The following is a 22,007-nucleotide window of genomic DNA, read 5'->3' as shown; positions in this document are numbered from 1 at the left end:
CTCGTTACATACCACAGCGGGTATGCGCCTCGCTCGCGCCTTGCCATCAAGCCTGCGAGCCAGCAGCATATGTCATCATATTTATGGGAAGGGACACTTAGGGGACCCGCTTCCATGTTGTGATTTCCGTTTTCCAACCCTGTTCTTGACGCTTTTTGAACGAAGCTTTGAGATGAGGAGTCTTCTTGTGTTCTTCCAGTGCTTCGGGGTTTCGCCAGACTTCGAACCGCATAAATTCATTCTTCTTAACGGTTGATTGGTATAAATCATAAGTAATGTTTCCCGGTTCGGATCGCGTTGGCGCTTCAAGCGCAAGAAGTTCACTCTTCAACTCTTCATCTTTCCCTTCCATGCCTTGAATAAAAGTTACGGCTGTGAGAAGCTGATCCGGAGAGAGCGCACCTGCAGCTTCCACAGTTTTCATCTCAATCAAGAGGCCGTGCGCATCGGTCTCACCAATATTCAAAGGTGAATGCGTCACAGCATCACTGTATAAAACGTCCCCCGCTTTCGCTTCTCGAATCGCCGTGCGGCCGTCCGGAAAAGTGAAGCGTATCTTGAATCCTGTGAGAATGTAGGCAACATGCGGAGGATGCGAATGAAAACTTTCCGTGTCTCCCTTTCTAAGCACGAAATCCAAAACTCGCACGTTCTCGTTCTCCAGAAGGACTTTGTAGTTCTTGGGATAAACTGTTACCGGATCAACGGCCAATCCGTTCGAAGCGAAGAAAAGTAAAGTAACGAAACAGAATGACAAAGCGTTTCTCAATGACATATAGATCTCCTAGATTTTGAATTTCAGAATCCGGCTCCTCTGGTTGTCAACCGGATACGATAGAGGGCTGTGTTCGCAGCGATAAACAGAGTAGAACCATCTTCTCCCCAGGCACAGTTTCCAATGGGCACACCAAAATCGAATCTACCCAGGATTCTGCCGCCGGGCGCGATAATGTATAAACCCCCCGGACCCGCAGCGAATATATTGCCGCGCTGATCCACTTTCATGCCGTCCGGTCCGCCAGGTCCATTTTTCTTTTGGCCGTTCGCATCCAGTAGCAGACGTTTGTTGAATACCGATCCATCCTGTCTGACATCGAAAACAAACCAGGCTGCTCCGGTGTAATCGGACACATACAATTGTTTCTCATCCGGGGAAAATGCGATGCCGTTCGGCCCTTTCAACTCTCCGGTCAACAGGGTGAGAATGCCGTTTTTTGAATACTTGTAGACACCTTGAAATTCCAGCTCTTTGTTAGGATCATCGAAAGATTTCGGCAAACCGAAGGGCGGATCCGTAAAATACATATCGCCATTTGATTTGAAAATCACGTCATTCGGGCTGTTCAATCTTTTTCCATTGTAGTGATCGACAACAGTTGTACTCGAACCGGTCTTCTCCAGCCTGCTGATTTTCCGATCCCCATGTTGGCAAAACACCAGCCTTCCCTGAGAATCAAAACTTAACCCGTTGGATCCAGGCTCCTTCCCTTCAAAAGTTTCCTTGCCTGTGTAGCCGCTTGGTTTCAGGAAAACGCTAACCGCTTCTCCCTGCTTCCATTTCAACACTTCATTATCAGGAACGTTCGAAAACAGAAGAAACCTCTCAGCCCGGTTCCAGACTGGTCCTTCCAACCAGCTGAATCCATCTGCTATTTTTTCAAGTACGGCATCTGCAGGCACAATCGCATTCGCACGCGAGTCAAGGCGAACGATGTTCGGTGTGGAGAGCGTCGTTGCAAGCGTTGCGATTGAGAATTCACTGACGATATGGAACGCAAGCAAAAGCAAGATCACCCGAAAGAGTAATAAGTATTTTTTCATAACCGCTTCCTCCGCTAATTAGTAGAGGTAGCGGGTGAATCATTACAAAATTGTGAAAAATGTCTCTTTGTAAGCTTCATCCACCCTTTACGACAAAACGTTATGAAATCAACTATGAGCAAAATCATTGGAGTTCTAACTTTGACTTTGATGTTCGGCGGGAATTCAATCGCCGAATTACCGTCCAAAAAAGTTTTAACGCTGGAAGTAGCGAAACAGATAGCAGACGCCGCCGAAGCAGAAGCGAAGAAAAGGAGAGCGGCAGTCGTGATTGCAGTTGTAGATGATGGTGGTTACCTGCTTTTGCTGGAACGATTGGACGATACACAGGTCGCAAGTGTAGAAGTTGGAATTGGCAAAGCCAGAACAGCTGCAATCTTCCGCCGGCCAAGCAAGGTTTTTGAAGATCAGATTCGCGAGGAACGCGTTGCCGCGCTTGCGCTTTCGGGCGCAACCCCGTTGCAGGGCGGCGTTCCCCTTATTTACCAGGGACAAGTGATCGGAGCAATCGGAGTTAGTGGAAATACTCCCCAGGAAGATGAAGATATAGCAAAAGCGGGAGCTGCAGTGATTGAACGGGCCATCCCAAAAGCGCCGTAAATGAACCGATATTCTTGTTACTTCTTGTAAGTTTGTTTTCCACCCATTTGCTGCGGGTTCGTGCGTGCAAAATAGACGATGCGACGATATAGGACACCGGCGCGAAGCTTCACTTCTTGACAAACTTGTATATACATTATAATGGTTGTATATACATATTATGAACGTTAAAGACGCACTCGTTCTTGTCACAATCCCAGCCGGGCAACAGCCGGGAATTCAGGCGTTGTTTGGGCTCAGCATTCTCATGAGCTTTGTGGCCTTCGGGTTGGTGACGAAGCTTTACATCTGGCCCCGGCTTCGGCGGCTCGACCGAATGGATGCACTCCTTCCATTGGTGTTGCCTCACACGTTTCGGTTCGTTGGACTCAGTTTCCTGGTACCTGGAGTTGTCTCTTCTTCGCTACCATCGGGCTTCGCTGTTCCAGCCGCCTACGGCGATCTGGTTGCAGCCATCCTCGCAATTGCGACATCCATAGTACTTTCCAAACGGGGGTCGTTGGCCACACCGCTCGTATGGCTGTTCAACGTTTGGGGCGCAACCGATCTTGTCTTTGCGTTTTACCAAGGGGTCTTTGCGGTCCAGCTTGATCCCAGGATGCTCGGCGCCGCGTTCTTTATTCCAACTGTAGTAGTGCCGCCAGCGCTGATAACCCATGGCCTCATATTTAAACTTCTCGTTCAACGTACTCATTAAAGGAAAGATTACAATGGAAAAACAACCCAGGATTGCACGAGCGCGATTATTCACTGTTGTCGCTGTGATTGCCTGGTTTTCCGCCGCATTTATTTGCGGTGCATTTGGCAAAGTGAACGAACCGGGCCGCCCACCGCTTGTGGTTGGCGCCTTCATCACGCTGCCAATTCTAGGGTTTTCGGTCGCGTATCTGGTTAGTAATGCCTTTCGTGCCTTTACTGAAAGTCTTAGCCTTACACTGATTGTCTCGTCGCATCTCTGGCGGTTTGTCGGACTCGGCTTTATTATTGCGTGGCTTAAAGGCGCTTTGCCAGGTGGCTTTGCGATCCCTGAAGGATTGGGGGATATCATCGCTGCATTGGGTGCCCTCCTTCTTCTTCCCAAGTTGCGTAAGAGCACAGTGTCTCACGGCTGGCTTCTCGTCTGGAATTCGTTCGGATTCATTGATTTGGTTTCCGCAATTGTTATGGGGATCCTATACTCCAACAGCGCGTTCGGAATCTTGAGTCGCGGAACGGTGACTACCGAACTGATGGTGACTTTCCCTGTCAGTTTAATTCCCACTTTTTTCGTACCGCTTTTTATACTACTGCACGCGCTCACTTTCAAAAAAATCGCGAACCTAAAGGCTCGCGCTTAGGTTTTCAGCTTCGCAGCCAGTATTCGCATTTTCGAGGACTTTATTTACAATTATCTTTAGATTGAGCGGATGACCACTTCAAAGAAGCTTCAGTCGATTGCAGCAACGATTGCCAGCGATTGCCTGGCAGTGCGGATAAGAACGATGAGCCGGGTGATCACTGCGATTTATGATCACGCCTTGAGTCCGATAGGACTGACCGTGAATCAATTGAATATGCTCGTTGCAATTGCAAGGATCCAGAAACCAACTGCGAAATCCCTTGCGGGAGCATTGCAGATGGAGGCCTCTACGGTGAGCCGCAATTTAGACCGGATGAGGAAAGAAGGATGGCTGCGAATTGTCAGCGGCCAGGGGGGCCGCAAACAGGAACTAGGCATTACCCAAAAGGGAGCAGACCTCGTAGAAAAAGCTTTTCCTGCATGGAGAGAGGCTCAAAAGCATGCTCAAGCAACCTTGGGTGAGAAAAAATTCGCGGCCATGGCGCGAATTGCTGAAAGTATATGGGCTCCGAATCGAAACTCTTCCTAGTAAACGAACTTGGTTTGTGGGCTAATTCGCCGCCAAGTAGAATAGAGAGATGAGACACTTTGCAATATTGTTCTTACTAGTCTTCACTTCCGGGTCTAACCTGTTAGCGGATAATCCGGCATTTCAGGCGTTGAAGTACCGAAATATCGGGCCGTCCCGCGGCGGCCGTTGCAGCGCTGTGACCGGAGTGCCGGGGCAAATGCACACGTTCTTGATGGGCAATGCGGGGGGCGTATGGAAAACGATGAATGCTGGACAAAGCTGGGATAACATCTCGGATGGTTTCTTCGAAAGCGGTTCGATCGGAGCCATCGCCGTTTCCGAAGCTGATCCCAATGTTATTTATGTGGGAACCGGGCAGGCGACCATTCGCGGAAACGTTGCTCTGGGAGTGGGTGTATACAAATCGCTGGACGGTGGAAAGACCTGGAAGCATAGCGGACTCCGCAAAGCGGGTCAAATTGCAAAAATTCGAATCCATCCGGAGGACGAAAATCTGGTATACGTCGCAGCGGTTGGGAATGCGTTTACACCGAATGAAGAACGCGGGCTTTTCCGTTCTAAAGATGGCGGTAAGAACTGGGACAGAATCCTGTACGTTAGCGCCAAAACGGGTGTTGTAGACATCAGCATGGATGTTACAAATCCGCGAGTGCTTTACGCGGCTGCTTGGACCGGTCAACGGAAGCCCTGGACAATTGTTTCGGGAAGCGAAGAAAGCGCGCTTTACAAAAGCGAAGATGGCGGAGATCACTGGAAAAAACTGAGCGGTGGGTTGCCGCAGGAAATTGTGGGAAAAATCGGTGTCGCAGTATCACCGGCCAAACCGACGCGAGTGTGGGCAATCGTAGAGGCAAAGGATGGCGGATTATTCCGCTCTGACGATGCGGGGGAAACCTGGAAACGTCTCGAAACGGAGCAGAAGAGAAGGCTCTATCAGAGGGCCTGGTACTACATGCATATTTATGCGGATCCGCGCGATGAACAGAGAATCTACATTTTGAACGTGGATCAGTTTCGTTCGCGCGATGGCGGATTGACCTTTGAAACGATCGATGTCCCTCACGGAGACGGCCATGATCTGTGGATTCATCCTCAAGACACGCGCGTCATGATCATGGGGACCGATGGGGGCGCGTCCGTTAGTCTGGATGAAGGGAAAAACTGGTCAACTTTGCTGAATCAGCCGACCGCAGAAATTTACAACGTCAATGTCGATGGGGCGTTTCCTTATCGCATCTATGGCGCGCAACAGGACAACACCACGATTTCGCTGCCAAGCCGCGCGCTGCCGGGAGTAACTCCGTACGAACACTGGAGAGATGTGGGTGGCGGGGAAAGCGGTCACATCGGTTTTGATTTCCAGAATCTCGACATTATTTATTCAGGCAGCTATGGAGGAGAGATTACCAGGTTGAATCTGAAAACAAATGAGTATCGAAGCGTGATGGCCTATCCTCAAATGGAAGTTGGACTCGCGGCTAGCGATCTTCGATACCGGTTCAACTGGAATGCTCCCTTGCGCGTTTCAAAACACAATTCCAAAACAATTTATTATGCTTCCCAATTTGTGCACCGAACGATCAATGAAGGGCAGAGCTGGGAAGTGATCAGTCCCGATCTTTCGCGGAACGACAAGAGTAAACAGGGTTATTCGGGGGAACCGATCACTTACGAAAATACCGGCATCGAAGTCTATTCGAACGTTTTATCGTTTGAAGAATCACCCATTCGCGCCGGTATCTTCTGGGCAGGAAGCGACGATGGACTGGTGCATGTTTCTGACGATGACGGAAAGACTTGGCGAAACGTCACTCCATCGGGAGCGCCGGATTGGGGAACCGTGAACAGCGTTGAGCCTTCTCCGCATGATCCCGGGAAAGCTTATGTAGTGATTCATAAGTACAGGTTGGGTGACTGGCGTCCTTATATATTCCGTACGGAAAACTACGGCAAAACCTGGACACTTTTGACGACTGGAAGAAATGGAATTCCGGATGATATGCCGGCGCGTGCTGTGCGTGAGGATCCGTTGAAAAGGGGAATTCTTTACGCAGGAACCGAAAAGGGGATTTTCGTTTCATTCGATGAAGGTGGCAAGTGGGAACCGCTGCAGTTAAACTTGCCGATTGTTCCTGTTACCGATTTGCGCGCCCACCAGAATGATCTTGTCGCTTCCACTCAAGGCAGGAGCTTTTGGATCCTGGATGATCTGACCGTCATACACCAGGTTGCTGATGGCAAATTGCCGCGCGACAAACCCGTTTTGTTAAAACCACGTGATGCATACAGGATGCGAATGCGAAAGAGTGATGAGAATCCGCCCAATGGAGCAATCATCTTTTACAATCTGCCGCAAGAAATAAAAGGCGAGATCACTTTGAAGATTTCGGATGCAGCCGGACGTTTGATCCAGGAGTTTTCCAGCGAACATCCGCCACATCCGAATCCGGAATTCCCCTACGAGTTCATGGGTAGATATGATGGAGACCGGAAACTGGCGAAGGAGAAGGGGCTCAACCGGTTTGTGTGGGATCTCCGCTATCCTGTCGTGGATTTTCCGGCAGGCACAATTATCTGGGGATTTCTGGGAGGCGCGCGGGCGGCGCCTGGAACCTACAAAGCAACCTTGAAAATAGAAGACTGGCAACAGGATCAGACATTCGCGATCCTAAAGGATCCGCGCGTGTCCGTTTCAGAAGAAGAGCTTGGCGAACAATTTACTTTTCAAATGCAAATTCATGAGCGTTTGAATCAGATTTATCGTGCCGTAAAGATGTTACGCGAAGCGAGACAACAATCCGGAGAAGTTGTTGTCAGGTTAGGAAAGAACGGTAAGAACGTTACCGAGTTACGGAAAATGTCTGATCAGCTCGCGAACAAGCTTACCGTTGTTGAAGATGAGCTGATGCAATCCAGAAACGAAGCGGATCAGGATACGGAGAATTTTCCGACCAAGCTGGATAACCAGCTCGGATACGTCTACATGCAACTCGAATTTACAGACAGTCGCCCGACCGAAGGACAGCGCGAACGGGTGCGTGATCTGGAGCGTGAGATTGATACGCAAATCGCCAGGCTGAAAGGAATCCTCAGCACCGATCTTGCGGCGTTCAATGAGGCAGCCGCGAAAAAAGGAGCGCTGGCGGTAACAGTTGGCGGTGATTTGTGAGAATTTGTAGCTTTCCATAACGTCAGTTATATTTGGAGGACTTTAGCTCGGCGATGATCGGCAAGAAAGTTTCACATTACAGAGTTATTGAAAGACTAGGTGGTGGTGGAATGGGAGTGGTGTACAAGGCCGAGGATTTGAAACTTGAACGCCTTGTTGCACTCAAGTTCCTGCCTCATGAATTTTGCCAGGAGGAAAAGCGCAGGAAGCGGTTCGTTCAGGAAGCGAAAGCAGCCTCATCGCTGGATCATCCGAATCTCTGCACGATCTATGAAATCGACCAGACCAGGGACGGCCAAATGTTCATTTCCATGGCTCTGTATGAAGGGAAAACCCTAAAAGAAAAAATCAGCTCGGGCTCGCTCACCATTCCAGACGCGCTCGATATTGCATGCCAGATGGCGGATGGCCTTGCGATTGCTCACGAACATGGAATCTGGCATAGAGATATCAAGCCGGCCAACGTGATCGTCACGCGATCAGGACTCGTAAAAATTCTGGACTTCGGCCTCGCCAAACTCACGGGAGCCTCGCAGATCACGGAAGCAGAAACGGCCGTTGGAACCATTTCTTACATGTCTCCCGAACAGGCGCTTGGCAAGACGGTTGATCAACGTGCGGACATCTGGTCCTGGGGTCTTGTGCTTCACGAAATGGTAACAGGAAAGCATCCTTTCCCCGCTGAAAATCCTTTGCAAATCCTGCACTCACTGATTTCTAGTGATCCCGTTCCACTATCCGAGACCTCCTTCTCTCCGGAAATTGGTCGCATTCTTCAGAAGGCGCTTGCGAAGGAACTCGATGATCGCTATTCGTCGATCGCCGAAGCGAACCACGACTTGCGCTCCGTTAGAATCTCGGGTCAATCCTTGACTGTTACTGCTTTGTCGTTGAAAGGTATCGCTGAAGCCACGGTCCCCGAATTTGAGTTGCCGGTTACGCCTCAAAGAGCGGAGAAAAAGCCTTTGACCTTCGTTACCGCCGGCATCGCGGGATACGCAGAGCTACTGGAGCAATTGCAATTGGATGACGTGCAGCGGTTCCTCAACAATCTTCAAAAATTCACAGAAAGCCTTGCTGAAAAATACCGGGCTGTGTTAAATGAATTTGATCCCGACAGGATCGTTGTTCTCTTTGGAATACCGGCTTCTCAGGAAAATGACTTCCTTACCGCTGTTCATTTCGCTTTTGATTTGCAGAATGCAGTTTCAGAGATCAGCAAAGAATTCTGTGGTTCCTGTGAACAACTAGTTTCTCTCCGCGCCGGGATCCATTCCGGACTTGTCGTCATGCAACCCTCTTTACGCGGGAGGAGCAAGTATGAAATCACAGGAGTGCCTTTCCAGATTGCACTCACCCTTGCCTCCAATGCAAAACCAAATGAAGTGGTCATCACGCAAGAAAGCCGACGCCTGATGCGCCAGCTATTTCTCACCGAATCGAGGGACGCAATTCTTGTTCCGGGCATGTCAAAATCGACTATCGCGTACGCGATCTTGAACGAAGCGCATTCGCTGACAGAAGTCTTTCTTGCACCCTATACAGGCCGCCAGAAGGAAATGACTCTGTTGCAAGATTGCTGGCAAAAAGCCACCGAGGGTAGAGGACAGTTCGTTACATTGATCGGAGAAGCGGGAGTCGGCAAGAGCCGCTTGTTCAGCGAATTCAAACGGAACGTTCAAGGCAGTATTCGCTATTTGCATGGCCGCGGTGATCCCTATGCAACGGCTGTTCCGTACGCGCCCTTTTGTGAGCTGGTTGTGAATGCTCTCGAACTTCCTGAAAACCATCCTTCTTTTTCTGCTGATGAGGTAATTAAGAAAATTCAGGAAATAGACCCGCGGTTGGAGGACTTCATCCCACTCTATCTTCACTTGCTTTCAATACAGAGTGATCGCTATCCGTTTCCGAAACATCTGGAAGGGGAAAATCTCCGTCTTGCCATTCTGGATGCGCTTTCTGTATTTGTGTTGGTAAAGAAACATACAACCGTTCTGTTGCTTCTGGAAGATTGGCACTGCGCAGACGAAGCTTCGCAAAACGCTTTCAAACAAATACTGGAAATGCTTCCGGAACAAAGCATCCTGGCCGTTGCGTGTTACCGGCCTGATTCGTCGCAGACTTGGTCCGGCGTCCGCAATCTCACCCAGATCTATCTGGAGCCTTTGGAGTCAAGCTCATCACGAGAATTGATGTCCTCTTTGCTGGATGCAGAGAGGGTGAGCGACTCGCTTGCGCAATTAGTTTACGATCGATCGGGCGGAAATCCATTTTTTGTAGAAGAGATTTGTCTGAATTTGAAAGAAGAGGGAAAAGTCAAAGTGGAAAAGGGCACAGCAATACTGAGCAGCGCCCCCGAAATTCTTCGTTTGCCGGAAACGATTCAGGCATTAATTCTTAGCCGGTTAGACCGGTTAAACCGTAAAACGAAGGAGATTTTGCAAACGGCTTCAGTCATTGGCCGCGAGTTTACACGAACGATCCTTCAGCGCGTTGCCGGAAATGAACCGGGACTTGCTTCTATATTGACCACCTTGAAGACTCTGGGACTGATTCAGCAGGTAAACGTATTGCCGGAACCTGCATACAAATTTCGTCATGCTCTGACTCAGGAGGTTGCTTACGACAGTCTTTTAGCGCATGAGAAGAAGCAAATTCATCAGCTTGTCGCGGAGGCGATTGAAGATTTCTATAAGGAGCGTCTGGAAGAACACCTGGATTTCCTTGCAGAGCATTTCAGCAGGGCAGATCACTGGTCGAAGGCTGTTGAATATGGAGCGAAATCTTCTGAAAAAGTGAGAGCGCTCGGACAATTTTCAGAGGCTCTGAATATTTTGAAGAAGGCGGAAACGTGGCTACTCAAGCTTCCGGATAATCCATCCCGCAATGCCTTAAAAATTGACCTGATGTTGCGCGAAGAACGTCTGTGCGAGACGTTGGGGATTCGAGACAGGCAGGAACAGATACTGCAGGAGCTGCTGAATGCTCTGAAAAACGAGAACGATCAACAGCGACAGATGGAAGTGTACAGGAGGCAGGGAGAGTTGATGACTTTGCTGGCTCGTTTTAATGCGGCGGAAGCAGCGTTACAGGAGTCTTTGTCTCTGAGCGAATCACTCAACGACCGTTCCGGCGAAAGGAATGCATGGAGAAGCATTGGCTTCATGAGATGGCATCAGGGAAAAAACGAAGAAGCCGTTGCGAGCAATCAAAAAGCTCTGCTCATCGATCGTGAACGAGGAGACAAAGAGGCGCTTGCTACGGACCTGACAAATATGGGATCAGTGCTGCGCAATCACGGAGATCTTCAGGCGGCACTCGCCTGTCTGGAAGAAGCTTTGAAGTTGTATGAGCAGATCAACGATCCGGTGAAGCATGCTGCTGCGCTGCATATGCTGGGGAACGTTCATCGCGAGCTCGGGAACCCGGAAGAGGCGATGAATTGCATCCAGGCTGCGATGGCGGTGAGCACGCGCTACCGTCTTGTCATTATGCAGTCATTTCATTTGACGTCGCTTGCAAATATGTGCTGGCAGGAAGGAAAGCTGGAAGAATGCCTGGATCTGCAAAAACGCGCCGTTGAGAGAAACAGGAAATCGCATTACGCCGATGGACTGGCGACTTCGTTGAGAATGGTAGGGGAGACGCTGCAAGGGATGGCCCGGCAAGCCGAAGCGCTTCCTTATCTGGAGGAAGCTGCTTCTTTATTTTCAAAACTCCAGGATTTTCGCAATGAAGCTGCTCTACTGAACAAAATTGCCATTCTCTATGAAGAGCAAGAGTTGTGGGACGAAACACTGAATGTTCAGCAAAAACTGAAAACAGTGCACGAATCGATGGGCAACAAGAAAGGAATTGTAGAAACGGCTGAGTGGATGGCAAAAGTTTGCCGGAAGAAAGGAGATTCTGCATCTGCCATTCAAAATTACCGTGAAGCAATTCAGGCGCTGGATGTAGCTGAGGATCCTGCGGTCATTGCCGCGCTCTTGAATTCCATTGCCATCCTGGAATGGAAAGGAGCGGATTACGAGCCGGCGCTGAATGACTATCAAAAAGCACTGGAAATTTTTCGGGATCTGGGAGACGAAGTGCACAGCGGGTTGATCATGAACAGCATTGGCCTAACTTTAAAGAGTATGCGAAGGGCCCAGGAAGCATTGACCATCTTGCAAGAGGCCGTGGTCGTAAACCGGCGAACAGGTCAGCGAAAGTTGGAAGGACACTCTCTTGCAGCGATCGCGGATCTGCAGAGCGATGGTGGTCAAATCGATCTGGCAATGCAGCATTATCAGGAAGCATTGCAAATCAAACGGGAAACGGGAGACGCCAAAGGCGAGGCCTGGATGCTGTATCATCTTGCACGTTTGCAATTATTGGGCAGCGTGGAAGCCAGATCCGAAGACTATATGGTAGAAGCGGAAAAGATGGTGGCTGACTTTGGCGATCAAAAATTAAAAGATGCGTGGAAAGAATTACAGCGCGCGGTGAATCATACGCAAGGAGGAAATCGTGCCTAGATACATCATTGAACGAAGCGTTCCAGGTTTAACAAGGGATGCCTGGCAGGCGGCTTCTCTTAGATCAAAGGAAGTGCTGGCAGGTATGCCGGAAGTTGTTTGGATTAAAAGTTATGTTTCCGAAGCAGAAGGCAAGATTTATTGTGAATACGATGCCCCGAATCCTGAAGCGGTCCGTGAGCATGCAAGGAGAGCAGGATTGCCTGCCGACAAGATTTCGTTACTGACGCTCGAAATCAACCCGGACATGTTCCCGTAAGCTTTGTAACGCCGGCCTCCGCCGGCATCGCCGGCTAAAAGCCGGCGGACACAATGCCGCCAGGAATGGCGGCGCCCTTAGAGGAGCGCCAGCCTCCAGGCTTGCATAAATGACCACCGGCATTCTGCGGCATGGTTCGTTTAGAAAATCATTCTCCTCGTAGATGCAGAAGCAAATGTAGAAACTCAAGCGCCGGCCTCCGGCCGGCAAAAAGATACAAAGGTACAACGCTCCTGCCGGCTGGAAGCCGGCGCTACAATTTCACGAATGAGCCTGGTGTTTTTCCAACGCGTGCAGCAGGATTGCGGCCCGCCTGTTTTCCGGTGAAATTTGGATTGCCTGCCTGCACTCGTCGATAGCCATTTCAATGAGCCCACGGTCTTTGAAATAGTCTGCAAGAGTTACGCGATATTCAGCATTATGTGGATCAAGGTTGATTGCTTTTCGAAAAAATTCTTCGGCGAGCTGAGCCGATTCGTGACGGTGAGAAATCGCACGACCAATCATATGGTAATACTTTGGCTCGCTCGGGTTCAGCTCGATGGCTTCCTTGCAAAGTCTTTCGGCGCTCCAGAAGTCATTCTTTAAGATCGCCTGTTCCGCAAGCTTATAGTAACTTTCGGCGGCGTGTGAAATCCTCGGCGTTGGCGTTGGAGTTGGCGTCGGCGTGGCTGTGACCTCATGGAAAACTGGCTGACCGGGAGGGTGTGGTGTGGGCTGTGGAGTGGTCGTTTCGCGGCGCGGCTTGCGCTGTTCCGGGGATTTGAAATCAATCGCGTCAAAGCCCTTGAGAGCATGAATGAAACGGGTAATTTGTTCTATGGGAAAACCGGTGAGCAGTTGAAGAGTTTCCAAATTTACGGACTCTCCTTCAATGCGAGAGGCCAGAAAGCTCTCCGTTGCAGGCAATTCAAGGCCCGCAAAAATTTCATCGAACTTCCATGTTCTTACGATAAAACGATTGTACGGAACTTGATTTTTTATCGATTCGAAATCCACATAATTTCGGGCTCCTTCCATTAAGATTGCTCTCAAAGGGATCTTACAAAATGAATCTTGTTTGATATCCGCTTTAAAGAATTCCACGTCCACCACAGGCCACCGGAAAACCTCTAATAGAGCGGTTTTCATCAGAGGCCTGTAACATGCCGTAAAATCATCGAGTGAAAGAGCCTGCAGAAAGAGCAATCGGTTTAACGTTTCTTCCATATTCTGATTTTGGAGTGAGATATTTTGCGGATCCAAAATCCCTCTTTCAACTATTTTTTTCCAGACGTTTTCTTCGATTTGCGGTGATTCATACAGCACCAGATCTCCCTGTAATATCAAGAATCTCTTTTCAAGCGGTCCCCAGCGGGTAATGAGAATTCCCGAATCATTCTTTTTTACAATTTCCAGAAGTACGTTAAATAGATTGTCTCCCTGGGCCGCCGGAACAGGCGCAATGTGACTCGCGGAAGGAACTTTGAACTGGCGTTCGCGAAAGAGTTCGCTTTGCACCGTTTCCAGATCCGTGATGAGTTCCGCATAACTTTCGTACCGGTCAGAAGCAGCTTTCCTCGTCATCTTTTGGATGATCCCGTACGCTTTTTGATGCATTTTTCCCTGAACCTGTTGGAATGTGGGAAACGGTTCCTTTTCATGTTTGATCACCCAACCCATGGGAGTTTCTGCAAAGAAAGGAAGTTCTCCGGTTATCATTTGGAAGAATGTCATGCCAAGCGCGTAAATATCTGCGCGATGATCCACTTTATCGCCTCTACCCTGCTCGGGAGCCATATAGGCAGGACTGCCCAGGATTTCTTGAGCTACTGTAATGTTGGCTGAAACCTGCTCACTGTGAGCTATGCCGAAGTCAACGAGTTTGGTTTGTTGATTTTCATCAAACATGATATTGCTCGGTTTAACATCTCGATGAACAACTCCTTTTAGCCGGGCAGCTGCGAGCGCGCGGGCGCATTGCAGAATGATCTCCACGGCTTTCAAAAATCCGATCTTTTGCTGGTTTCGAATCAAATCACGTAACGAACCGCCGGGACACCATAACAGGGCGAAGTAATATTCCGTTTGATCTTGTCCGAGTGAATAAATCTGCGCAATTCCAGGATGATTGACAGCAGCAATCAACTTTGCTTCTCTCCGAAATCTTTCAACAAATTCCGTATTGTCGGTCCATTGTTTTGAGAGAACTTTCAAAGCAACAAAACGATCCAGGTGCTCATCGTAAGCCTTGTAGACAAGACCCATGCCGCCCTTGCCAACCAGTCGTTCGACGCGATAGCTTCCATATTTATGCTTTTCCGCTACTTGCAAATTCGTCCCAGGCATCACGGGCGTTGTGCTCACCGAAGCAGAATCTTGTCTTGTCTTCTCAGCATCCTCAATTCCGATTGTCATCGTTCTTTCATCGGAAGCGAGGACCGGTTTATTACGATCGGAAAATTCGAGAAAACGGGTTACACGAGCGGACAGTTCTTCCATGTCCAAAGGCTTCACCAGGTACTCTTCGGCGCCCATATTGAAACAATTCAGTTTCGTCTGAAGATCATATTTTGCGGTGAGGATAAAAACGATAATGTCTTTCAGCGCCGGATCACTCTTTAGGAGGCGGCAAACATGTTCACCGGACATTTCCGGCATGACCAGATCCAGAATCATCAAGTCCGGTTTTTCTTGCGACAGGTTCCATAAGGCTTCTGCGCCGGTTCCTGCTGTGCTCACGGCAAAGCCGCGATCGCTCAGGTAGGCTCTCAGCACTTCTCTATAGCTGCTGTCGTCTTCGACAATCAGAATCTTCTTTTGCCGTTTCAGAAGATCCCCCCTCGTTTTTCCTTATGGAACTGTTTATTATAGCGCCTTCATCTTGCCTGTGGCGCAAAATATTTCCGCCCAGTTTACTGTCAAATCTTGATTTTTTCCCTGTGGGCACTGATTCTTAATAAAGCAAGGAGGTGCTGCTATGGCTTCGAAGAAAATTCTTATGATAGTCGGGGACTATGTCGAGGACTACGAAGTGATGGTCCCTTTTCAGGCGCTTCAAATTGCCGGTCACACGGTTCATGCGGTTTGTCCCGATAAGAAGTCCGGCGACAAAGTCCGCACCGCTGTTCATGATTTTGAAGGTGACCAGACGTACAGTGAAAAACGAGGTCATGATTTCACATTAAACGCAACTTTTACCGAAATCAACGCCGATAACTACGATGCTCTTGTAATTCCGGGAGGACGAGCGCCTGAATATCTGAGATTAAACGATCGAGTACTTCAACTGACGCGTCATTTTGCGAAAGAGAACAAACCGATCGCGGCAATCTGTCATGCTCCTCAATTGCTCGCAGCAGCCGATGTGTTGAAAGGAAGAACCTGTTCGGCCTATCCCGCTGTGGGTCCGGAAGTGAAGATTGCAGGGGGCGAATACGTAAATCTATCATGGGATCAGGCCGTGGCGGATGGGAATCTTGTGACTGGTCCGGCATGGTCAGCGCACGTGGATTGGCTCACCAAATTCCTAAAGGTGCTCGGTACAAAGATCGAACCGTAATCTTTGTAGCGCCGGCGTTACAAATTGCAAAATAGCAACTGACACTAACGTTCCAGGACCAGGTATACGGAGAACACAATGATGGCGCTGGCAATCAGCATCATCAAAGTAAACTGTTCCCCGGCCAGCGACCATCCGAGCAAAACTGCAATCACAGGATTCACATAAGTGTGCGTTGCGACTCGCGTTGCCGATGTAACTCCGAGGAGCCACACATAGGCTGTGAAGGTAACAATCGAGCCGAATACAACCAGGTAGATCAGGGCAAGAAAGGAACGTAGCGACACAGCGGACGGGTGAAAATGTTTAAACTCACCCAAGAGGAATGTTACCAGAAGCAGAAAGAAACCGCCGAGGATCAGTTCAATTCCCGCTGCCATCGTAGCGGATTTGGGAAGTTTTGCAACGCGCGAGTAGACCGCTCCAACGGACCACGAAATAGCGCTCAGCAGGATGATTGCGGCCGCCGTCGTATTTATCTTGACAGACTGGTCCGGCGCAAACAACAATACGATTCCGGCAAAACCGATCATGAGACCCAGGATCTGCCTCCCGCGCAATCGGAATTCTTTGATGGCCAGAGATTCGATAACCGCAATCCACAGGGGATCGGATGCGATGAGAACTGCAGCGAGTCCGGAAGCGACGCTCTTCTGCGCCCAGGCAAGCAAGCCGTGTCCTAACACGAAAAAAAGAATCGCCACAATCACGAGTGGCAGCCATTCTTCCCGCGATACTCTCGTTCCGCTTTTTCGGCTCCAGACAAAGAGAACACTACCGGCAAGAATGGAGCGTGCTCCCATCATCATGAAGGGTGGAATGGTTTCGATCGCGTACCGGATCGCCAGATATGTTGATCCCCAGATTATGTATACGGCGGCATAAGCCGCGAACACTCTGGCTTTTGAAGGGCGTTCCATTGTCATGAATCAAGAATGTTATCATCTATAGTTCGAAACCAATCCGAATGGATCCTATGAACAAGAAACTGCTGATGGTTATGGGTTACCAGCGCTCCGGGACCAACGCCCTTTTTGACAGCATTGAGCGCGGGGGCGGATGCATTCCGATGGTGGATGTAGAAACGAGTGAGATTTATGAGCAGTTTGATTTACGGCCGGAACCGGAAATTCGGGAGATTCTTCAGGCTGCAACCGCTCCAGTTCTTCTCAAACCTGTGAATGAAACAAAGAAAAGAAGCATTGAAGCTGTCTTAAACGAATACAGGGATTATGAAGTGAAGATCGTTTATGTTTACCGGGATCCTGTGCACGTTTTTGGTTCTCAGGTGACTTTATGGCCGCAGTTTAATGATCTGGAGGAATTCATTCAACTATGGAACAAACGAAATGGATACGCGCTCAACCTGCCTTCTGTCTGGAAAGATCACATGGCAATTGTCAGCTATACGGATTTGATTTCCGATCCGGAAGTTTTCGAAAAGGTGTGCTTGTTTTTGGGAGTGAAGGGCAAGTATCTCTTTCATAGAGATCAGAAGCTAGGTTTTCATTTGCCGGATGAGATTCAAAAGAGAATTGAAACCGAAACAAAACATACCTGGGATGCGCTTGAAGCGAACCGCACATTCAAGGCAGAGAAGCACGCTCTATCGGTAAGCAAAATTTACCGGAACTTTGTTTTTGTTCTGAAAAAATACCTGCCCTCTTTTCTCATAGCTCGTGTAAGAAGGGAGTTTGTAACGCCGGCCTCCGGCCGGCAAAAAACATCGAGTTCCGCTAATCCTGGCCGGCAAGATGCCGGCGTTACAAACAGCACAAAACGCTGATCATTCTACTTCGCAGTAATTTCAGCTGTCGAAGCGAGTTTCAGATATAGAGATTCTTGCTGGCGAACCATTTCCCGTATGTCGAACTCATGCTGGATCACACGGGAAAGATCCGAATCCACCTTCCATTCCTCGTCCAGGGCCGTCAAAATTTTTTCGGCGAAGTCCTGCGGATTTTGAGGTTCTGCAAGAGCGCCGTTCCGGCCGTCAAAGATGATTTCCCTGATTCCATCGATATCGCTTGCAATGACCGGAATGCCGGCAATGGTGGCTTCCGGAATGACTCGCGGCAATCCTTCCCAGAGTGAGGGAAGCACCACCAGATCAAGATTTGCGAGAATCTCGGGAATTTCTCTGCGCCATCCTAGGTGAACAAAATTGTGCGCATACCGCATTTTTGCTGCGCGTTTCAATACGGCATCAGCCATCTCTCCGTCACCGATCAGCAGGAATTTTGCGTTGTGCATCTTTCGACTTACGATGTCGGCAGCTTCCACAAAAGTGAGCGGATCTTTTTGAGGTTTCAAGCACGCAATCATTGCAACCGCTTGCCCCTTTTTCGGGATTCCGAGTTGTTCGCGAAAGGCATCGCTTCGTTCCGCCTGCAGCAAAGGGTCGATTTCTACTCCACTGCGGATGAGAGAATCAGAACAGTTCTGGAGTAAGTCCAGCTCTTCAGCCCACTTCCTGTTCTCTTTGGAAACAAAGATCAAATGATGACCACGCCTGCTGGCTTCTCTTTCCAGGGCAACATAAAGCTTGAATACTCCCGCATTTTGATAACGGTGGAACCCGAATCCATGATAGGTATGAATGATGACAGGAACCTTTTCTGCGGACGCCGCCAATCTGCCAAGCACGCCTGCTTTCGAACTATGTGTATGAACAATGTCCGGCCTGATTTCCTTGAGATGCTGTCGAAGCTGCTGATACGCCTGGTAATCCGCGACCGGACGGATCGGACGGCTCAACTCACCGCAGAACCGCACCGAAACATCTTTCAGCTCGCGCGCTTCATCATCCAGAATTCCACCCGGACCCGAGATCAAATGAGGTTCAAAAACAGAATGATTCAGATTGGCAACTGTATAAAGCGTGTTTTGCTGTGCGCCCCCCAGCTCCAGTTTTGTGATGATGTGTACTATGCGTAATCGTGGCATGACTTAAGAATTCTAACATTTGGAGCCGATAAAGTATCAAAGTAAGATAGCAAAATGCCGGCTATCCTTCATTTGATTTCACAATTGGAGGAGGGGGGCGCCCAGCGACAACTTTCGTATGTCGCAAGGTTCAGCCAAAAGTATGATGTGGAAATTGCTTCTTTAATTGCTTCGCCTCCCGAAAAGCTGTTCGCGTATTTTCGTCATCCGGATGTGCCGGTTCATTTCCTTTCGCAATCTTCTGATTTTTATGCGCCGCAAATTCTCCCTGCTCTTAGAAATCTTCTGACAACAAAGAAGTATGCAATGATTCATTGCAGGCTGTATTCCTCAATTGTGCAAGGTGCTTTTGCTGCCAAACTGGAAAAAATTCCGTGCGTTGCTTCACCCGGGAGCATGTTTGAGGTGTTGCGGCTCCTTGGAAACAAGAAATGGGAACGATTTCTCATCGCTCAAGCGCTGAGGAATGCTGATTCTGTTCTGTTTCCCTCCCATTCCTCTGCATTGGCGTTTTTCGATGCCGGCTGGGTCGAACGAGATCGAGTTCGTACCATTTGGAACGGGGTGGACATTGAACATTTTCAACCACAGGGCAGGGGAGACGCTCTGGTTGCAGTCGGCCGCGTTTCCAGTGAAAAAGCGTATAGAGATCTCGATCAAATTTTTCAATTATTGCGCGGTCAATTTCCACAGCTGCGCTGCATCGTTGTGGGAGGTGGCGCAAGCAATCAGAGTTCGGCAGGCATTGAATTCGCTGGTTCCGTTGATGACGTTCGCGAAATTTTGGCCCGTGCGCGAGTTTTCATCAGCACTTCCAAAACAGAAGGAATGAACAATGCTTTGCTGGAGGCTCAGGCAATGGGAATTCCGGCGGTCGTAAGAAGAATCGGATCCAATTCAGAAGTCATCGAACAAGGAGTGAACGGATTTTTGGCCGTCAACCCGCAAGAATTCGCGGAATATTGCGCGCTGCTCATGCACGATCAGGATGTATGGACCGAGATGGGAGCTGCTGCCCGCGCAAGAATCGAAAAAGAATTCTCGATTCGGAAACAAATGCAAAAAATCGAATCGATGTATGATCATCTTCTCGGCGCAAATGTGCCGGCGTAATCACGCACTGACTGAAGTTTTACCGGCATCCACTGCAAGACATCTTTCATTTCAATGACCGTGCCTTGTGCGCAATTCAGCATCAGTCCGGAAAAAGTTCGTGGTACGAGCTCTGTCGTCGCTTCGTGTTGGGCCTTCAATGCTTCTTCAGGCACATGTTCTACTTTGAACGGACGTCCGGTTACTTCTTCAAATATTTTTACGACTTCCAGGGCACTCAGGCTTTCAGGTCCACCGAGTGGGATGATTTTATTTTCGGCCACCGGATTTTCCAGCGACAAGACAGCGAACCGGGCAACATCACGGAAAGAAATCCAGCTGATTTTGTTTTTGCCCGAACCATAAATCCGGACATTCCCGTTTGCTGCATCAAATCCGAGATGCGGTCCTAACCAGACTTCCTGAAAAAACGTGGGCTGAAGGATTGTAAAAATCAGACTGCTCTTTTTCAAGCTTTCTTCTACTTCTCTTTTCGCTGTTTGTAATGCAAATTCGAACGGAGTTGGTGGGAACGAAATGAATACAAAATGCCGGACGCCGGCCTTCTCTGCGGCATCAATCAGTGCAAGGTGGCCATCGCGATCCGTTTTGAGCAGCGAATCGCCTGGTTGTTGCGAAACGATGCAGGTCGCAGTGGATACAATATTGTTCACACCCCGGCATGCTTTTTCTAACGAGGACGCGTCTCGTAAATCTCCTTCACTAAGCTCAACACCCATCCGGCGAAGCGATTCTTTCTTTTCTTCGGCAGCCGAAGCCCGAACCAAACCCCGGACAGGTTTGCCCTTCTCGCTCAATAACCTGCAAATTTCAGTGCCTAAAACGCCCGTGGCTCCCACGACTAAATTCATGAATTCTGCTCCTTCTACGCTAATTTCTTTTCCAGTATATCGCGAAACAAAAAATGTCATCCGATCCATACAATCGTTCTCCATTCAACAGTCCTGAATCCCCGTGATCGACGACAGCGATCGGCCGCAAAATCTGGCACGTCAATTGCAATACGAGAAATCGGGTGATGAGTTATGACGACAGAGCAATGGAACGAATACGGCTATGCAGTAGTAATCGATGAAGGTTTTGTATACCTGGTTCGAATCGAGCTGCAGGTCGGTTACGTAACCCAGGTGGACAATGGTTCCTGGAACCTGTATCTGAACGTGAACAGGTTCCCCTGGCGTTTCATCAACCTCAGCACTTCTCCGCACATCCTGGCTCTCGCTCGCGCACAATTGCTGAAAAACTGCGCGTGAAATAGCCGCCAAGACGCCAAGTTCGGGAAATAGTTAGTAATTTCTTGGCGCCTTGGCGTCTTGGCGGTTCCATTACATCGGTTCCCAGAAATCCTGTGATTGAACGGCTTCTCTATTCGCCTTATCATATTGAATCTGACGCGAAAGTGGCGGAATTGGCAGACGCGCTGGCCTTAGGAGCCAGTCCCGCAAGGGGTGGGGGTTCGAGTCCCCCCTTTCGCATCAAACACTGATTACTCGCTGCTTTTTTGCAACGGCAGAATAAACCGCGTGATATTTTCATCAACATCCGTGGGATAGGCAAAATTCATTCGGGCCGCTAATTGAGAGGAAATTGTCCGGAAAAGTTGGATCGTATTCAGTAAACATTCCCAACTGTCTTCGCGATCAAAATGGGCGAACGTCCGATGGAGATTCTCCCAGATGCCGGGACTCAGCCATGCATGCATCTTGGTCCCCATCCAGTAGGTTTCATAATTCCAATTGTGGCTGGCTTGTTCATACCACTCCAGCATGCGCAAAAGGAATGTTTTCGCTGACCAGTCTCTAAATTTCACCAACCACAGTTCTTCTCGGTTCAAATATTTCGCGACGTGATATGTTTCAAACCAGAACTCATTGCATAGTGATACGAACTCTTTCTCGCTAAGTACACTGGCTTTGTCTGGTAAGGCACTCTTGATCTGCGCCCTTAATTCATCCTTATCCAGAAGTAAATGGTAGCCTCCGGTCCAACGCAGCTTTGGAAGGGTTACTGTCTTGTAAAACGCAAAATCAACTTTGATTCCATGATCATAAATGGCCAACCGGGTGGGAACCACTTCGCCCGCTTCGTCATATTGATCGGGAACGTAGAGCCATAACTTGCCAATTCGCGAAAGCCATTGATCGTCCTCAACATATTTTTCGTGATTCCG

General features: G+C 49.1%; 18 protein-coding genes and 1 tRNA gene. 12 read left to right on the top strand and 7 right to left on the bottom strand.

Translation table 11 applies throughout. From position 1 onward, the window contains the following. Positions 1-97 precede the first annotated feature (97 nt). Positions 98-775 (bottom strand): antibiotic biosynthesis monooxygenase, encoded by a 678-nt coding sequence (locus tag L0156_07850; protein MCI0602912.1) that lies wholly within the window; start codon positions 773-775, stop codon positions 98-100. Between the two features lie 23 nt (positions 776-798). Then, a complete protein-coding gene (locus L0156_07845; protein ID MCI0602911.1) occupies positions 799-1,821 on the bottom strand; it encodes an SMP-30/gluconolactonase/LRE family protein in 1,023 nt (340 codons plus the stop codon). A 114-nt stretch (positions 1,822-1,935) separates the two neighbouring features. Here L0156_07845 and L0156_07840 point away from each other — a divergent pair, with 114 nt between their 5' ends. From L0156_07840 to L0156_07810, 7 genes are all read left to right on the top strand, one after another. Then, the gene (locus L0156_07840) at positions 1,936-2,421 is read left to right on the top strand and encodes a heme-binding protein (GenBank protein MCI0602910.1); all 486 of its coding nucleotides are present in this window, start codon (positions 1,936-1,938) and stop codon (positions 2,419-2,421) included. 160 nt (positions 2,422-2,581) lie between these two features. Beyond that, a complete protein-coding gene (locus L0156_07835) occupies positions 2,582-3,118 on the top strand; it encodes a hypothetical protein (GenBank protein MCI0602909.1) in 537 nt (178 codons plus the stop codon). Positions 3,119-3,131: 13 nt separating this feature from the next. Further along, positions 3,132-3,758, top strand: a complete 627-nt coding sequence (locus L0156_07830; GenBank protein ID MCI0602908.1) for a hypothetical protein — start codon at positions 3,132-3,134, stop codon at positions 3,756-3,758. 69 nt (positions 3,759-3,827) lie between these two features. Continuing rightward, positions 3,828-4,289, top strand: coding sequence for a MarR family winged helix-turn-helix transcriptional regulator (locus L0156_07825; protein MCI0602907.1), 462 nt, complete (start codon positions 3,828-3,830; stop codon positions 4,287-4,289). Positions 4,290-4,338: 49 nt separating this feature from the next. After that, entirely contained in the window at positions 4,339-7,461 is a 3,123-nt protein-coding gene (locus L0156_07820) for a glycosyl hydrolase (protein ID MCI0602906.1), read from the top strand. A gap of 53 nt (positions 7,462-7,514) precedes the next feature. Continuing rightward, entirely contained in the window at positions 7,515-11,978 is a 4,464-nt protein-coding gene (locus L0156_07815; protein ID MCI0602905.1) for a tetratricopeptide repeat protein, read from the top strand. Next, on the top strand, positions 11,971-12,237 hold the full coding sequence (locus tag L0156_07810; protein ID MCI0602904.1) for a DUF4242 domain-containing protein: 267 nt from the start codon (positions 11,971-11,973) through the stop codon (positions 12,235-12,237). The genes L0156_07815 and L0156_07810 overlap by 8 nt, the downstream gene beginning before the upstream one ends. A 261-nt stretch (positions 12,238-12,498) precedes the next feature. Here L0156_07810 and L0156_07805 read toward each other — a convergent pair whose 3' ends face one another. Beyond that, complete coding sequence (locus L0156_07805; GenBank protein MCI0602903.1) at positions 12,499-14,994, bottom strand: protein kinase; 2,496 nt, start codon at positions 14,992-14,994, stop codon at positions 12,499-12,501. Positions 14,995-15,196: 202 nt separating this feature from the next. On the opposite strand from L0156_07805, the gene L0156_07800 reads away from it, so the two are divergent. Next, a complete protein-coding gene (locus L0156_07800; protein ID MCI0602902.1) occupies positions 15,197-15,778 on the top strand; it encodes a DJ-1/PfpI family protein in 582 nt (193 codons plus the stop codon). A gap of 44 nt (positions 15,779-15,822) precedes the next feature. Here the strand turns inward: L0156_07800 and L0156_07795 are convergent, their stop codons facing one another. Then, positions 15,823-16,704 (bottom strand): EamA family transporter, encoded by an 882-nt coding sequence (locus L0156_07795; GenBank protein MCI0602901.1) that lies wholly within the window; start codon positions 16,702-16,704, stop codon positions 15,823-15,825. A 50-nt stretch (positions 16,705-16,754) separates the two neighbouring features. Between L0156_07795 and L0156_07790 the strand changes: the two genes are divergently transcribed. Next, positions 16,755-17,564 (top strand): sulfotransferase, encoded by an 810-nt coding sequence (locus L0156_07790; protein ID MCI0602900.1) that lies wholly within the window; start codon positions 16,755-16,757, stop codon positions 17,562-17,564. Positions 17,565-17,569: 5 nt separating this feature from the next. Here the strand turns inward: L0156_07790 and L0156_07785 are convergent, their stop codons facing one another. Continuing rightward, complete coding sequence (locus L0156_07785; GenBank protein MCI0602899.1) at positions 17,570-18,724, bottom strand: glycosyltransferase family 4 protein; 1,155 nt, start codon at positions 18,722-18,724, stop codon at positions 17,570-17,572. A gap of 54 nt (positions 18,725-18,778) precedes the next feature. Here L0156_07785 and L0156_07780 point away from each other — a divergent pair, with 54 nt between their 5' ends. Beyond that, on the top strand, positions 18,779-19,837 hold the full coding sequence (locus L0156_07780; GenBank protein MCI0602898.1) for a glycosyltransferase: 1,059 nt from the start codon (positions 18,779-18,781) through the stop codon (positions 19,835-19,837). Here L0156_07780 and L0156_07775 read toward each other — a convergent pair. Further along, positions 19,807-20,757, bottom strand: a complete 951-nt coding sequence (locus L0156_07775) for an SDR family oxidoreductase (GenBank protein ID MCI0602897.1) — start codon at positions 20,755-20,757, stop codon at positions 19,807-19,809. The two genes, L0156_07780 and L0156_07775, sit on opposite strands and share 31 nt — an antisense overlap. A gap of 105 nt (positions 20,758-20,862) precedes the next feature. Between L0156_07775 and L0156_07770 the strand changes: the two genes are divergently transcribed. After that, entirely contained in the window at positions 20,863-21,090 is a 228-nt protein-coding gene (locus tag L0156_07770; GenBank protein MCI0602896.1) for a hypothetical protein, read from the top strand. A 140-nt stretch (positions 21,091-21,230) separates the two neighbouring features. Further along, a tRNA-Leu gene (locus tag L0156_07765) sits at positions 21,231-21,312 on the top strand. Between the two features lie 11 nt (positions 21,313-21,323). Here L0156_07765 and L0156_07760 read toward each other — a convergent pair. Continuing rightward, positions 21,324-22,007 (bottom strand): aminoglycoside 6-adenylyltransferase (locus L0156_07760; protein MCI0602895.1); only part of this gene is annotated, 684 nt, incomplete at its 5' end.

The organism is bacterium (assembly GCA_022616075.1).
Lineage (GTDB): Bacteria > Acidobacteriota > HRBIN11 > JAKEFK01 > JAKEFK01 > JAKEFK01.
The sequence above is the reverse complement of the archived record's forward strand: the minus strand, read 5'-3'. Positions and strand labels throughout refer to the sequence as shown.

Coding starts and splice junctions, on each gene's coding strand:
- L0156_07850 (MCI0602912.1), bottom strand. CDS start 775: ATGTCATTGAGAAACGCTTTGTCATTCTGTTTCGTTACTTTACTTTTC.
- L0156_07845 (MCI0602911.1), bottom strand. CDS start 1,821: ATGAAAAAATACTTATTACTCTTTCGGGTGATCTTGCTTTTGCTTGCG.
- L0156_07840 (MCI0602910.1), top strand. CDS start 1,936: ATGAGCAAAATCATTGGAGTTCTAACTTTGACTTTGATGTTCGGCGGG.
- L0156_07835 (MCI0602909.1), top strand. CDS start 2,582: ATGAACGTTAAAGACGCACTCGTTCTTGTCACAATCCCAGCCGGGCAA.
- L0156_07830 (MCI0602908.1), top strand. CDS start 3,132: ATGGAAAAACAACCCAGGATTGCACGAGCGCGATTATTCACTGTTGTC.
- L0156_07825 (MCI0602907.1), top strand. CDS start 3,828: ATGACCACTTCAAAGAAGCTTCAGTCGATTGCAGCAACGATTGCCAGC.
- L0156_07820 (MCI0602906.1), top strand. CDS start 4,339: ATGAGACACTTTGCAATATTGTTCTTACTAGTCTTCACTTCCGGGTCT.
- L0156_07815 (MCI0602905.1), top strand. CDS start 7,515: ATGATCGGCAAGAAAGTTTCACATTACAGAGTTATTGAAAGACTAGGT.
- L0156_07800 (MCI0602902.1), top strand. CDS start 15,197: ATGGCTTCGAAGAAAATTCTTATGATAGTCGGGGACTATGTCGAGGAC.
- L0156_07795 (MCI0602901.1), bottom strand. CDS start 16,704: ATGACAATGGAACGCCCTTCAAAAGCCAGAGTGTTCGCGGCTTATGCC.
- L0156_07790 (MCI0602900.1), top strand. CDS start 16,755: ATGAACAAGAAACTGCTGATGGTTATGGGTTACCAGCGCTCCGGGACC.
- L0156_07785 (MCI0602899.1), bottom strand. CDS start 18,724: ATGCCACGATTACGCATAGTACACATCATCACAAAACTGGAGCTGGGG.
- L0156_07780 (MCI0602898.1), top strand. CDS start 18,779: ATGCCGGCTATCCTTCATTTGATTTCACAATTGGAGGAGGGGGGCGCC.
- L0156_07775 (MCI0602897.1), bottom strand. CDS start 20,757: ATGGATCGGATGACATTTTTTGTTTCGCGATATACTGGAAAAGAAATT.
- L0156_07770 (MCI0602896.1), top strand. CDS start 20,863: ATGACGACAGAGCAATGGAACGAATACGGCTATGCAGTAGTAATCGAT.